The following is a 13,817-nucleotide window of genomic DNA, read 5'->3' on the forward strand; positions in this document are numbered from 1 at the left end:
CGCCCTCCGCCCGAAGCTAGCCGTGAAGCCGCTCGCCCTCGTTCTGGCCGCCGTGGCCATCGCCGGATTGCTCGCCGCCGCCGTGCCGATCGGCGTCGCGGCGATGCACTTCGCCGTGCTGACCGACCGGGTGAGCGCTGCGGTCGACGCGGGCGGCGGTGTGGAGCACCTGGCCGGGCCGGCGGTCGATCAGCTCGTCGACCGGCTCAACGAGTCCGGCTACGACCTGTCGCCGGTCGACCCCGACGAGCCGCTGCTCGCACAGCGCTCGATCCTCATCAGCGAGGGGATGAACGAGCGCGTCGCGCGGCACGTGATCCAGCGGCTGCTGTACCTCGACCGGCTCGACCCCGACTCGCCGATCGAACTGCGGATCTCGACCTCCGGCGGCTGGACCGACTCGGCCTTCGCGATCGTCGACGTGATGCAGTCGCTCGACGCGCCGGTGAACGTCACCGCGCTGGGCGGTTGCTACTCGGCCGGCACCGTGGTGCTGGCGGCCGCCACGGGCGAGCGGGCCGCCACGCCGAACACGATCCTGTCGATCCACGTGAACGATTACCACCGCGACGGCGACCCCTACGACGTCGACCGCCAAGAGCTAACCCGCTTCCGCGAGCTGTACCGGCGATACACCCGTGTGCCGCCGGCATGGTTCGACGCGCCGGGCGACCACCAGTACTACCTCGACGCGCGACAAGCGCTCGAGCTGGGCTTGATCGACCGGATCACGAAGCCGGAACGGGCGTCGCGTGGCGCCCGGGAGGCCGGCGAGGAGGCCGGCGGCGGGACCGACGCCGAGGGCCCGAGCCGGTCGGCCGCTTGAGAAGACCGTCCCCCCCGGGGGGGCGCCTGCCGGTCTGGCGGCGATCGGTTTAGAGTCGGCTCGGCAGGCGAGATGGGGATCCGCTTGGAGGGCTGACGCCGTCGGCTCCGGTGTTCCTCGCAGCGTCGCAACCGAGCCCGTCGGCTTCGCCCCCGTTCAACACGCAAACCGACACCATGCCTACCACCAAGCCCGCCCCCAAGAACGTGCTCGGCCAGCCCCTGGCCGCTTGCTGCGCCGACCCGATCACCGGCTTCTACCGCGACGGCTACTGCCGGACCGGCCCGGGCGACACCGGCGTGCACACCGTGTGCGCGGAGATGACGGCCGAGTTCCTCGAGTTCACGCGCTCGCGCGGCAACGACCTCTCGACGCCGGTCCCCGAGTACCACTTCCCAGGCCTCGCCCCGGGCGACCGCTGGTGCCTTTGCGCGGCCCGTTGGAAGGAGGCCTACGACGCCGGCGTGGCGCCGCCGGTGGTGCTCAAGGCGTGCCACATCTCGTCGCTCGAGTTCGCGACGCTCGAAGAGCTGCAAGAGTTCGCCGTCGACTGACGGCCCCGGCCGACACGCCCGCGGCTGCCGCCGCCAGCAGCGGCGCGCCCGACGGCTCGGGCACGGCGCTCGCCTGGGCGAGGCTGTCGCCGTAGGCGCCTGCCCAGGTGTCGTACTGGGCCTGGCCGATGGGCCCGGCGTTGGGGTCGTTCCCCAAGGCGCCGGCCGGCGCGCCGAGGTTGTCTCGCCAGACGACGTAGTCCGCCGCGTCGACGGCGCCGTCGCCGTTGTAGTCGCCGGGCAGCGTGGTCGCGGTGTAGCCGCTCAGCACCACGCCGCCGCTCGGACCATAGTCGACGAAGAACGTGCCGCCGCCGTCGGTGGTCGATAGCCGCGTGGCCGGCGCCGCGTTGGCGAAGCTCCCGGCGATCGCCCCTGCGCTGAGGATCTCGAACTGCGTGCGCCGGTCGGGGGTGAAGCCCAGCAGCGACACTTCCAGGTCGCCGGCGAGCTGCGCGTCGGCCGCGACGACGAGCGAGTCGTGATCGGCCGCCGGCCCGGCGATCTCGACGGCGAGCGTCGCGCCGCTGTTCAGGTCGAACGCGCCGATCGCAAGGCTGCCCAGGCCGTCGCCCGGGGAGATCCGGCCGCCGTCGTCGACCCGCACCCGCCCGGCGATGGCGCCATCGCCGGAGAGCCGTCCGCCGCTGACGACAACGTCGCCCGCGCCGGTCGCCGAGCCGCCGCCGCCCCCCGCGTTGGCGACCAGCTCGCCGGCCTCCACGAGCACGGGGCCCGAGCCGTCGCTAACGCGCGACAGCCGCGTCACGCCCGGCCCGGCGTGCCGAACGGTCAAGCCGTCGGTCCAAGCGGCCGAGAACGCCAGCACCCCCGAGTGGTTGATGCGGAGCTCTCCGTCGCCCGACACGGTGTCGTCGTTGAGGTCGACCGGCGCGCCGCCGTCGCCGAGCTGGAGCACGCCTTCGAGCACGCGCGTGGGGCCGCTGTAGGCGGCGACGGCGGGGTTGGTGAAGACCGTCGTGCCGGCGCCCCGTTTGGCGACCGACGCGCCGGTCAGCAGCGGGTTGGCGAGCGAGTCGTCGATGACGCCGTTGACGACCGTCAGGCCGAGGCCGTCGAACACCCACTCGCGCACGTCGTTGGAGTCGGCCGCGAAGACGTCGCCGTTGATCACGAGCCGGGAGTCGCCGGCCAGGTCGTTCGTGAGCCGACGCCCGTTGCTCTGCCACACGTCGCCGTTGAGGACGATCGTCTGCTCGCCGTCGAACCGCACCTCGCGCGCGATCTCGATGTCGTTGACCAGCGTGCGGGTCCCCTTCCCGAACGCGGGGCGGATGGTCTTGAGCGCGTTGCCCCCGCCGATCACCAGGCGCCCGCTGCCGAAGGGCGTGTCGGTGTGGATGACCAGCGTCGTGTTGACGTTCGGGTCGTTGTCCCCCAGCACGGTCCGCCCCGTGTAGGTGTTCTCGCCCCGCAGGTCGAAGAGGCCGCGGGCGTACACGACGCCGCCGCCGGCGGCTTGGCCATCGCCGATCGAGCCGCTGACGGTCGTGTCGGCCGGTCCCTCGTTGCGGAACCGCACCGTGCCGGGCAGGCCGGGCGTGTCCGAAAGGAGGATGTCGCCGTTGAGCGACAGCGTGCGGTCGGTGCCGTTGACCACGTCGCGTCGCGACGTCGAGCCGCTGTTGATGATCCGCCCGTCGATCGTCAGGGCGTTGAGCGCGTTGCGGACGTCCAGGTCGCGTTCCAACAGCAAGTCGATCGCCACCCGGTTGATGGCGAACACGCCGCCCCGCGGGTGGATCTCGTCGACCGACAGCAGGCTCCCCTCTGCGCCAGCGACCACGGTCTCGACGAAGCCCGCCGTCGAACCGAGGGTGAGCGTGTCCAGCGCGACCTGCGGCGCGGAGATCGTCAGCTCGAGCGCGCCCGACCGGGGGCCGGTGAGGTCGGCGCTGTCGAGCGTGCCGGCCTCCGGCGATTCGCCGGGCCACCCGCTGAACACGCCGCTGCCGCCCGACCAGTTGGCGGGCGTTTCCCAGGTCGATTGGCCGCTCGGGCCGACGTACGTGAAGGTCTCTTGCGCGAAGCCCGAGACAGCGCAGAGTGATACGACGAGGGAGAGCCCGCCGCGTGCGAGCGCCGGGAGTCGAGGCGGCATGGCGAAGAGGGTCTGCTGGGGAAAAGGGAGTCGGGAGTGTGCCGCGAGCCGCGTTGCGGCCGCAGTGAACCGCCCCGCGCGGCCGGATAGTTCGATCCTAGTCCGGCTCGCCACACCGCCGCGGGACGCGCCCGCCTTGTTTCTAGACGGCTTTCTGCGCGGACCCGCGGGAACTCCGCGCGTCAAACCCGCCGCACCGCACCGGTGGGCCCCGGGCCTTCTCTCGCTGCCGCAGGGGGCCCGTTCGGGCTATAGTGGCGGCCCACCGCTGTTCCCGAATCGCGTAAAGCCATGCACGAGCGACTCCGAAGCAAACTCGACCGCATCCGGAACGACCCGGCCTGCGGGGAGTTCGTGTTGGCCGACGCGAAGGACTCCGACATGGCGTGGGGCGTCGAGGCGTTCGGCGCCCGGGCCTCGCACTCGGGGGAGGGCCGGCCGCTGACCAAGCCGGAGTTCCTGGCCGACGCGCGGACGGTCGTCGCCCAAGGAAAGATCGACATCCTGCTCGCTTCGGTCAGCACGATGAGCGTGCTTGCGCACCAGGAGCGGCTGTTCGAGTCGTCCGACGTGACGCCGGCCGTCCGCGCCAACGACACGACCGACATCTGGCTCGCCCGCGGCGCCCGCTACCACCAGCAGCCCTCGCGCCCGTTCCGGACCTGCTGCCTGCGCGAAGCCCAACACGGCCGAGCGGGGCCCGACGGCGAACCGCCGGGCCCGCCGCGCGTCAACTTGGGCCTCTACTCGATCACGTTCAACAACGACCTGCGGCGCGACCTGGAAGCGCTCGAGGCCTACCGCGACTTCCGCGCCGAGTGCGCCGAGACCGGCTTCCGGCATTTCCTCGAGGTGTTCCCACCGAACGTCGACGCGGGGCTGGCCGATAGCGACCTGGGCGCCTACATGAACGACATGATCTGCCGCACGCTGGCGGGCGTCGCCCTCGGGCAGCGGCCGGAGTTCCTCAAGATCCCTTACCTGGGCCCGGCCGCTTGCGAGGAGCTCACCCGGTTTGACCCGTCGCAGGTGGTCGGCATCCTCGGCGGCTCGAGCGGCACCACGCTCGACGCGTTCAAGCTCCTCGAAGACGCCCAGCGGCACGGCGCGCGGGCGGCCCTGTTCGGCCGCAAGATCCGCAACGCCGAAGACCCTCTCCTGTTCATCGAGCACCTGCGGGCGATCGTCGACGGCCGGATGGCCGCGGGAGAAGCGCTCGCTTCGTACCACGACGCGCTGGCCGCCAAGGGGGTGACGCCCCTACGCCCGATCGACGAAGATCGACGGCTCACCGATCCGGTCCTATCGTACAAGTAGCAGTCGCTCCCGGCGTGCCGGCGCCCCGCCCGGCGCGACCGGCCGCCGGCCAACTCCTCATCGGCACGAGGTCTTCTCTATGCCCACAATGACTCAACGCGAACTGCAGCCCGCCGCGGCCGAATTCCTCGGCTCGGGCGTGCTGCGAAGCGTCATCGACGGCGCGCCCCACACCGGCGAGGCCGGCGCCGAGCTGGACGTGCTCGACCCGTCGACCGCCCAGCCGATCGCCCGCATCGCGATGGGCGGCGCGGCCGAGGTGGCCGCAGCCGCGGAGGCCGCCGACCGGGCGTTCGCCGACTGGTCCGCGCTGGCGCCCAACGAGCGATCGGTCTGGCTGCACCGCCTGGCCGACGCGCTGGAAGACGACCAGGCGGCGCTCGCCGAGCTCGAGTCGCTCGACGTGGGCAAGGCGATCACCGCCGCGCGGGGGTTCGACATCCCGTTCGGCATCGAGTGCTTGAGGTACTTCGCCGACCTGGCCGTCAACACGCTGTACGACGTGCCCCTGCCGCTGAGCCGCATCGAGGCCCGCACCCACCGCACCCCCTACGGCGCGTGCGGCTTCATCCTGCCGTGGAACTTCCCGTTCGACCTGCTGATGTGGGGCGTCGCGCCCGCGCTGGCGGCGGGCAACACGGTGGTGGTGAAGCCCTCGGAGGTGACGCCGCTGTCGGCGCTGTACGTCTGCCACGTCGCGCAGCGGATCGGCCTGCCGGCCGGCGTGATCAACGTGGTCCTCGGCGACGGCCCCTCGGTCGGCGCGCCGATGCCCGAGCACCCGCTGATCCGCCGCATGTCGTTCACCGGGTCGACCGAGGTCGGCAAGAAGATCGGCGCCGCGTGCGGCGCGCGGCCGATCCCGGCCAAGCTCGAGCTGGGGGGCAAGGGAGCGGCCGTCGTGTTCGACGACGTCGACCTCCCCCAAGCCGCCCACTCGCTGGCCGACGCGATCACCCTGAACACCGGCCAGGTCTGCTGCACGGCCACCCGCTGGGTCGTGCACGAGAAGGTCTTCGACGACTTCGTCGACCTGGCCCGCCAGCGCCTGGCCGCGACCAAGATCGGCCCGGGCCTCGACGAGTCGACACAGATGGGGCCGCTCGTCAGCCAGACCCAGCGAGACCGGGTGCTCGGCTACTACGAGCGCGGCCTCGCGGGCGGCGCGTCGGCTCTGCTCGAGCGCCGGCCGACCGACTTCGACGAAGGGTTCTTCGTCTCGCCGGTGCTCCTCACCGGCGGCGTCGACAACGTGTGCTGGCGCGAAGAGATCTTCGGGCCGGCCGCGTTCCTCACCAAGTTCAGCGACGAGGCCGAAGCGGTCGCCACCGTGAACCGCCTCGAGTACGGGCTGGCCAACAGCGTGTGGACCTCGGACCTCGCCCGCGCGGGCCGCGTGGCCGAGCGGATGGTCGCCGGCAACAGCTGGATCAACGCGCACAACGTGTTCGCCTACGGCCTGCCCTACGGCGGGGTCAACCTCAGCGGCGTGGGCGGCGGGGTGAACAGCCCGGAGACCTTCTTCGACTACCTTCGCGGCCAGACCATCGCCAGGCCGCTCGGGTGAAGCTTGGGCATGGATAACAAAGCCGGCGCCGAGGCCGTCGTGGCGGGCCACGCTTGCCTGGACATCATCCCCCGCATGCCGCTCGACGAGGCCTACCAGCCCGGCGCGCTGATCGAGATCGGGCCCGCGACGATCTCGACCGGCGGCGCCGTCAGCAACACCGGCCTCGCGCTGCAGCGGCTGGGAGCGCGGACCCGGCTCGTGTGCGGCGTCGGACGCGACCCGTTCGGCGAGCTCGTCCGCGATCGCCTCTTCCAGCAAGGCGCCGACGTGCGCCTCGTCGAAACGCCCCACGCGGCCACCTCGTACAGCGTGGTGCTCAGCCCGGCTGGCGCCGACCGGTGCTTCCTGCACTGCCCCGGCGCGAACGACGAGTTCTCGCCGGAGATGATCGCCGACGACGCGTTCCGCGACGCGTCGGTGCTGCACTTCGGCTACCCGCCCGTGATGCGTCGCACCTACGAGGACGGCGGCGCCGCGCTCGCGGGCCTCTTCCGCCGCGCGCAGTCGGCCGGGCTCGTGACGTCGCTCGACATGTGCGGGATCAGCCCCGGCGGGCCCGCTTCGCGGTGCGACTGGCCGGCTTTCTTCCGCCGGGTGCTGCCGCACGTCGACTGCTTCACGCCGAGCCACGACGAGCTCATGCAGATGCTCGGCCGCCCGGCCACCGCGACGCAGAGCCTCGCCGCGCTTTCGCGCCTGGCGAACGAAGTCCTCGGATTCGGCCCGGCGGTCGTGCTAATCAAGCTGGGCGACGACGGCCTCTTCGCCGGCCTCAGCGCCGACGCCGCGCGGTTCTCCCGAGTCGGCGAGCCTTTCGCCCAGCAAGCCGGCCGGTCGCTCTACGAGCCCTGCTACCGCGTGCCGGTCGTCGGCACGACCGGCGCGGGCGACGCGACGATCGCCGGCTTTTTGCTAGCGCTGTTGCGCGGTCAATCGGCCGACGACGCCATGCGTACGGCCACGGCCGTCGGCGCCTGTTCGGTCGAGAGCGTCGACGCGACCAGCGGCGTGCCCGACCTGCGGACCGTCAGCGAGCGGATCCGAGCCGGGTGGGAAAAGCTCCCCAGCCGCCTGGCCTAAGTTCCCTCGCCCGCTGAGCGCGGCTGGCGCCAGTCCGATGCCTAGCGGGCCCGACCGGGCTCGCCTGGGCTCGCCCGCGGACGCTTCGCGGCGCGGCGGCCAAGGCCTAGACTTCCTACCGACGCGTTCCGGACCCCCCGCCCCCACTCCCCCGCCCCCTTGCCCGATGAAGCGACCGTGCTCGCCGCACCGCCGGCTCGGCTGCTTGGCGGCCCTCGCCCTGGCCGCTCTCGCCGGCTGCGGTGGGGCGACTCCCAAGGCGCAGCGCGTCGTGGGCGTGTGGACCGGGCGGCCCGAGTCGGCTGCCGAGCGGGTCGTGCGCGAGTGGCCCCGGTCGTCGCCCGACACGCCGATCGACCCGGCCGACGCGGAGGTCGCCGCCGCGGTGGCGGACGAGCCGCCGACCGACCTGGAATCGGCCGCCGGCGTGCGGGTCCAGATGCGTCTGGGCGCCGAGGGCGACGCCACCCTGGCCCTCGCCGACCAGCCGCCGCTGGCCGGGACCTGGAGCCTCATCCCCCAGGAGGGCCGACGCGCGTTGCTCGACATCGAGCTGACGGCGCCCGCCGAGGCCCCGCCCCGCTCCGAAGAGGACGGCCCAAACGGCGACGAGACCCCCCTGCCCGAGTCGGCCGGCGACCCGACCGAGCGGCGGCGGTTCGAGATCGAATTCTTGCAGCGGGGCCGAGGCTTCGTGCTCCGCGAAGCGGGCGCCGACCGGCGGTTCGGCCGCTTGCTGTTCACGCCCGCCGACGAAGGCCCCCGGCCGACCGGCCAGGGCGCCCCCCCGCCCGTGGCCGCCGCGCCGGCCGCCGACGCCCCCTCCAGCCCGATCGAGGCGCCCCCGTGAGCGACCGCGAGCGATGGATCGTGTACCCGCTGCTGTTCCTCGCGCTGGGTTCGGCGCTGCGCGACAAGCTGTTCAAGGAGACCCGCGCGAAGCAGATCCTCTGCGAGCAACTGTTCCTCGTCGACCAAGACGGCCGCCCCCAGGCGGTGCTCAACGGGCGGGTGCTCGACTTTCAGCCCTTCGGCGACCAGACCAACGGCCACGTGGAGTCCAACACGGTCAACGCCACGGGGCTGTTCCAAAACGGCGAGCCGGTCGTCACGCCGCGGCTCTTGCTGCAGCAGTTGTTCCAGCTGTTCGGCCGCATGCGGCTGCCGCAGGGTGTCGTGCCCCCGCCGGGCGAGGCCGTGAAGGTCCTCCCCTCCCAAGAGCGTCCCGCTGACCCGGCTGACCCCCAGCCGCCCACGACACAGCCGTCCACGACACAGCCGCCCACGACGCCGCCGCAAGCCCTCCCGAGCGACGAGCCGCCGACCGACGACAACGAACCGGCCGACCAGGGCCGGCGTACTGAACCCGAATAGGCCCCGGCCGTGGGCTCGCCTTACCAGGACTATTGCTATGATCGGAATCGACTGGAGCTACTTCCTCTGGATCGCCCCGGCGTTCATCCTCTCGATGTGGGCCCAGGCGCGGACCCGCTCGGCGTACACGGCGGCGTCGCAGGTGCGGGCCCGATTGAGCGGCGCCGGCGCCGCCCGATTGCTGCTCGACTCGGCCGGGCTGCAGAACGTCGAGATCGAGCCCATCCGCGGTGAGCTGACCGACCACTACGACCCGCGCCACAAGGTGCTGCGGCTCAGCGAAGGGGTCTACGGCGCCCACACGATGGCCGCGGTAGGAATCGCCGCCCACGAGGCGGGCCACGCGCTGCAGGACGCCAAGCAGTACGCACCGCTGGTGGTCCGCAACTTGGCGGTGCCGGCCGCTCAGTTCGGCGGGGGCTTCAGCACGCTGCTGCTTATCGCCGGTCTTATTATGAGCTTCCAGCCGCTGATCCTGCTCGGGATCGCGGCGTTCTCCGCGGTGGTGTTCTTCCAGCTCGTCAACCTGCCGGTCGAATTCGACGCGAGCAACCGCGCGAAGGCGCAGCTTGTCGACCACCAGATCGTGCCCGTGGCCGAGATGGAGCACGTCAACGCGGTGCTCAACGCGGCCGCGTGGACGTACGTGGCCGGAGCGCTGCAAGCGGTGCTGACGCTCGCGTACTACCTGATGCGGTTCGGCGGCTCGAACGACTGACGCCGGGGCCTCCACCCGCTGACAGCCGACGGCCGACAGCCGACATCCGACAGCCGTCCGCGCAGCGGACCGGCCCCTCGTCTGGTCCGGCAGAGCGCCGCCCGGTACGATCGGGTCCGGCTAGCACAGCCCCGCACCACACCGGCGGGGCGGACCCCCGACCGGAGTACGAGGGCGGATGCGTAACGCGAACCTGTGGCTGCTCGGCGTGGCTTGCCTCAGCAGCGGCCTGGCGGCCGGTCTGTTGCTCGGACAACGGGGCGCCGGGCCCTGGAGCAGCGACGCGGAGCTGCCGACGGTCGGGCTCCCCCCGATCGTGGCCGACGCGATGGCCACCGCGGCCCACGACAACTTTGTCGTCGCCACGGGACTCGTCGCCGACGATGTCGAGGGCCTGTTCTTCCTCGACTTCCTCACCGGCGACCTGAAGGGTGCGGTGATCAACCGCCGCGGGCCGGGGTTCAACGGCTACTTCACCTACAACATCGCGGCCGACTTCAACGTCGGCAACGTGCAGAACCCCAAGTACCTGATGGTGACCGGCCTCGCCCGCGACTTGCAGACGGGCGGAGCGGGGCGGATGGGCCGTTCGGTGCTGTACGTGGTTGAAGCAACGAGCGGCCAAGCCGTCGTGTACGGCCTGCCCTGGAACCCGTCGATGTACTCGGCGAACAAGCCGCAACGCGGAACGTTCATCCCGATCGCTCGCGCGATGCTGAGGACCGAGTTTGTCCGCGACCAGTGAACGCCAGAAGAGCGAGGGCAGTAGGCAGAGGGCAGAGGGCAGTAGGCAGTAGGCAGTGGGCAGAGGGCAGAAGCAAGAGCAGCAGGCAGGAGCAGCAGGCAGGAGCGACCGCGTGCCGATCCAGGTCAATGGCGAGACGCGCGACGTGCCCGAGGGCACGACCGTCGCGGCGTTGCTCGAGCTGCTCGATATCCGCACGCAAGGCGTCGCGGTCGAGCGGAACCTGGAGGTCGTGCCCCGCAGCGAGCACGCCGCGACGAAGCTCCAGGCCGGCGACCGGCTGGAGGTCGTCACGCTGGTCGGCGGTGGCTGACTTCGGTTGCGGATTGGGGAATTCGGATTGCGGATCCGCTCTCGGCAATCCGCTGGTGGATTCCGGGCCGCTTTTACCGAACGGCCCGCGGAGCGATGATGGCCACATGTCCAATCCGCAATCCACAATCCGAAATCCGCAGTCCCTCCAGATCGGCTCGCACACGCTCGCCAGCCGGCTGATCGTGGGGACCGGCAAGTACTCGAGCTACGGCCTGATGGCCGACGCGCTCGACCGGTCGGGCACAGACTGCGTGACCGTCGCCGTGCGGCGCGAGCGGCTGATCGACGCCGAGGGGAACAACCTGCTCGATCACCTCGACACGAAGCGGTACACGATCCTCCCCAACACGGCCGGCTGCTTCAACGCCGACGACGCCGTGCGGGTCGCCCGGCTGGGCCGCGAGGTGCTGCTGGGCCTGGAGAACCCGGGCGCCGACTGGGTGAAGCTCGAGTGCCTGGCCGACAAGCGGACCCTGCTGCCCGACCCGATCGAGACCGTCAAGGCGACCGAGCAGCTCGTGGCCGACGGGTTCGATGTGTTGGTCTACACGTCGGACGACCCGGTCGTCGCCAAGCGGCTGAAGGAGGCCGGCGCGGTCAGCGTGATGCCCGCGGGGAGCCCGATCGGATCGGGCCAGGGCGTGCTGAACCGCAACAGCCTGACGATCTGCCTGGAGTACCTCAAGGAGAACGACCCGGACTACCCGGTGATCGTCGACGCGGGCGTCGGCGCCGCGAGCGACGTGGCGGCCGCCATGGAGCTGGGCGTCGACGGGGTGCTCCTCAACACGGCCATCGCCCACGCCAAGGACCCCTTGCGCATGGCCGACGCGATGCGCGCCGCCTGCACGGCCGGCCGCGACAGCTACCTGGCCGGCCGCATCCCGAAGCGGCTGTACGCCACCGCGAGCAGCCCCGACGAGGGCGTGATCACCTGGCAGCCAACGGAATGAACCGTCGGGCCGCTAAGGCCGCGAAGCTGTTGTGTTCCTTGGCGAACTTCGCGCTCTTGGCGTCTTGGCGGTTAAGTCTCTATGGATAGCCAGACCATCACCGCCCGCGACATCCTCGGCCCCGGCGGCGCGATCGCTCGGCGGCTGCCGGGCTACGAGGACCGCCCCGAACAGCTCGCTATGGCCGAGGCCGTGGAGCGGGCGATCGCCGGCCGCCGCCACCTGATCGCCGAGGCCGGCACCGGCGTCGGCAAGAGCTTCGCCTATTTGGTCCCGGCGATCCTCGCCGCCACCGAGAACCAAGGGGAGCCGGAAGCGTCGGCGTCCGGAGAGAAGCCGAAGCCAAAGAAGCAGCGTCGCGTGGTGATCTCTACGCACACCATCGCGCTGCAAGAGCAACTCATCGCCAAGGACCTGCCGCTGCTCAACGCGGTGATCCCGCGCGAGTTCACCGCGGTGCTCGCCAAGGGCCGGCGGAACTACGTGTCGCTGCGGCGCCTGGACGCGGCCCTCAGCCGGGCCGGCTCGTTGTTCGACCGGGACGACCAAGTCGCCGAGCTGCGCGAGCTGAAGCGCTGGGCCGGCGAAACGGTCGACGGCTCGCTCGCCGACCTTGCCCGCCGGCCCGACCCCGGCGTGTGGGACGAGGTCCAGAGCGATTCGGGCAACTGCCTGGGCCGACGCTGCCCGACGCACGCGAAGTGCCACTACTACGCGGCGCGCCGGCGGATGCAGCACGCGCAGGTGCTGGTCGTGAACCACGCGCTGCTGTTCAGCGATATCGCCCTTCGGCGCCAGGGGGCGAGCCTGCTGCCGGACTACGATATCGTCGTGCTCGACGAGGCCCACACGGTCGAGGGCGTGGCCGGCGACCACTTGGGGCTGAACGTGTCGGTCGGGCAAGTCGAGTACCTGCTGAACCGGCTCTACAACGACCGGACCCAGAAGGGTTTGCTCGTCGCGGCGAACCTGACCGACGCGATGCGGCAGGTCGACCGCTGCCGCTACGCGGCGGACGACTTCTTCGGCGGCCTGTGGGAGTGGGGCGCCCGCCGCGGCCCGAAGAACGGCCGGGTGACCGAGCCGGAGCTGGTCGATGCCACGCTCGGCGCCGAGCTGCTCACGCTCGCCAGCAAGGTCAAACGGGCCGGCGACGGCTTCGACAACGAGGTCGAACGCCAAGACTACCTCGCCGCCCACGACCGACTGATCGGCCTGGCCGGCGCGCTCGAGGCTTGGCGCACGCAGGCGGACGAGTCGGCCGTCTACTGGATGGACGCCCGCACGAGTCGGCATGGGGTTCCCAGGGTGTCGCTCGGCGCGGCGCCGCTCGACGTGGGCCCCGCGCTGCGCGAGCAGCTGTTCGACACGGTATCGACCGTGGTGCTGACCAGCGCGACGCTCGCTGTGGGAAAAGGCAATGAGAGCTCCCCGGCCGCGAGCCCCCGACGTGAGTCGGGGGTGGAACGAGCGGCAACACCTCGGACTCACGTCGGGGGCTCGCGGCCGAGCGCTGGGGGAGCCAAGGCTTTCGAGTTCTTCCAATCCCGCATCGGCCTCACGCAGTGCGACACGGCCCAGCTCGGCAGCCCGTTCGACTACGCCAGGCAAGCGCGGCTGGTGACCTGCCCCGACATGCCCGACCCGACCGCCGACCGGGCCGCGTACGAGCGGGAGTGTGTGCGGCGGATCGAGCGGCACGTGAGCGAGACCGACGGCCGGGCGTTCGTGCTGTTCACCAGCTACGACCACCTGCGCCGCACCGCGTCGGCGTTGACCCCGTTCCTCGCCGAGTGGAACCTGCGGCTGCTCTCCCAGGCCGACGGCCAGCCGCGCAGCCAGATGGTCGACGAGTTCAAGCAAAACCCCCGCAGCGTGCTGCTGGGGACCGACAGCTTCTGGCAAGGCGTCGACGTGCCCGGCGACGCGCTACAATTGGTCATCATCGCGAAGCTCCCCTTCAGCGTGCCCGACCGCCCGCTGCTGGAGGCCCGGCTCGAAGCGATCCGCGCGGCCGGCGGCGCCCCTTTCAGCGACTACCAACTCCCGGAGGCCGTTCTGAAGTTCAAGCAAGGCTTCGGCCGCCTGATCCGCACGAAGAAGGACCGCGGCACCGTCGTGGTGCTCGACCCACGCGTCGAGACCAAGTCGTATGGGCGGCTGTTCTTGGAGAGCCTGCCGGAGTGCGGGCGAGGAACTGCCGCGTCGCCGCGGGCGACGGGCCCCCCCTTGGTGTAGAGTTG

At 71.5% G+C, this 13,817-nt stretch carries 13 protein-coding genes; 12 read left to right on the forward strand and 1 reads right to left on the reverse strand.

All coding sequences use genetic code 11. From position 1 onward, the window contains the following. Window positions 1–22 precede the first annotated feature (22 nt). Together RIC11_RS05875 and RIC11_RS05880 are read left to right on the forward strand one after the other, a co-directional pair. On the forward strand, window positions 23–826 hold the full coding sequence (locus RIC11_RS05875) for an ATP-dependent Clp protease proteolytic subunit (RefSeq protein ID WP_350209278.1): 804 nt from the start codon (window positions 23–25) through the stop codon (window positions 824–826). A gap of 176 nt (window positions 827–1,002) precedes the next feature. Beyond that, window positions 1,003–1,380, forward strand: coding sequence for a DUF2237 family protein (locus RIC11_RS05880; RefSeq protein ID WP_350209280.1), 378 nt, complete (start codon window positions 1,003–1,005; stop codon window positions 1,378–1,380). On the opposite strand, the gene RIC11_RS05885 is transcribed toward RIC11_RS05880, so the two are convergent. Beyond that, complete coding sequence (locus tag RIC11_RS05885) at window positions 1,310–3,502, reverse strand: hypothetical protein (RefSeq protein WP_350209282.1); 2,193 nt, start codon at window positions 3,500–3,502, stop codon at window positions 1,310–1,312. The genes RIC11_RS05880 and RIC11_RS05885 overlap by 71 nt on opposite strands. Before the next feature lie 291 nt (window positions 3,503–3,793). On the opposite strand from RIC11_RS05885, the gene RIC11_RS05890 reads away from it, so the two are divergent. From RIC11_RS05890 to RIC11_RS05935, 10 genes are all read left to right on the forward strand, one after another. Then, a complete protein-coding gene (locus tag RIC11_RS05890; protein WP_350209284.1) occupies window positions 3,794–4,819 on the forward strand; it encodes a hypothetical protein in 1,026 nt (341 codons plus the stop codon). 79 nt (window positions 4,820–4,898) lie between these two features. Further along, window positions 4,899–6,386 (forward strand): aldehyde dehydrogenase family protein, encoded by a 1,488-nt coding sequence (locus RIC11_RS05895; protein WP_350209285.1) that lies wholly within the window; start codon window positions 4,899–4,901, stop codon window positions 6,384–6,386. Between the two features lie 9 nt (window positions 6,387–6,395). Further along, a complete protein-coding gene (locus RIC11_RS05900) occupies window positions 6,396–7,469 on the forward strand; it encodes a carbohydrate kinase family protein (RefSeq protein WP_350209287.1) in 1,074 nt (357 codons plus the stop codon). Window positions 7,470–7,635: 166 nt separating this feature from the next. After that, window positions 7,636–8,319, forward strand: coding sequence for a hypothetical protein (locus RIC11_RS05905; RefSeq protein WP_350209289.1), 684 nt, complete (start codon window positions 7,636–7,638; stop codon window positions 8,317–8,319). Beyond that, on the forward strand, window positions 8,316–8,843 hold the full coding sequence (locus RIC11_RS05910; RefSeq protein ID WP_350209291.1) for a hypothetical protein: 528 nt from the start codon (window positions 8,316–8,318) through the stop codon (window positions 8,841–8,843). The genes RIC11_RS05905 and RIC11_RS05910 overlap by 4 nt, the downstream gene beginning before the upstream one ends. Window positions 8,844–8,880: 37 nt before the next feature. Next, window positions 8,881–9,561: a zinc metallopeptidase gene (locus tag RIC11_RS05915; RefSeq protein ID WP_350209292.1), complete on the forward strand. Its 681-nt coding sequence runs from the start codon at window positions 8,881–8,883 to the stop codon at window positions 9,559–9,561. Between the two features lie 178 nt (window positions 9,562–9,739). Further along, complete coding sequence (locus RIC11_RS05920; protein WP_350209294.1) at window positions 9,740–10,306, forward strand: hypothetical protein; 567 nt, start codon at window positions 9,740–9,742, stop codon at window positions 10,304–10,306. A gap of 112 nt (window positions 10,307–10,418) precedes the next feature. Further along, complete coding sequence (gene thiS, locus RIC11_RS05925; protein ID WP_350209296.1) at window positions 10,419–10,619, forward strand: sulfur carrier protein ThiS; 201 nt, start codon at window positions 10,419–10,421, stop codon at window positions 10,617–10,619. A gap of 106 nt (window positions 10,620–10,725) precedes the next feature. Continuing rightward, on the forward strand, window positions 10,726–11,574 hold the full coding sequence (locus RIC11_RS05930) for a thiazole synthase (protein WP_350209298.1): 849 nt from the start codon (window positions 10,726–10,728) through the stop codon (window positions 11,572–11,574). Window positions 11,575–11,655: 81 nt separating this feature from the next. Continuing rightward, complete coding sequence (locus tag RIC11_RS05935) at window positions 11,656–13,812, forward strand: ATP-dependent DNA helicase (RefSeq protein ID WP_350209300.1); 2,157 nt, start codon at window positions 11,656–11,658, stop codon at window positions 13,810–13,812. Window positions 13,813–13,817 lie beyond the last annotated feature (5 nt).

Source organism: Botrimarina sp. (assembly GCF_040219535.1).
GTDB lineage: Bacteria > Planctomycetota > Planctomycetia > Pirellulales > Lacipirellulaceae > Botrimarina.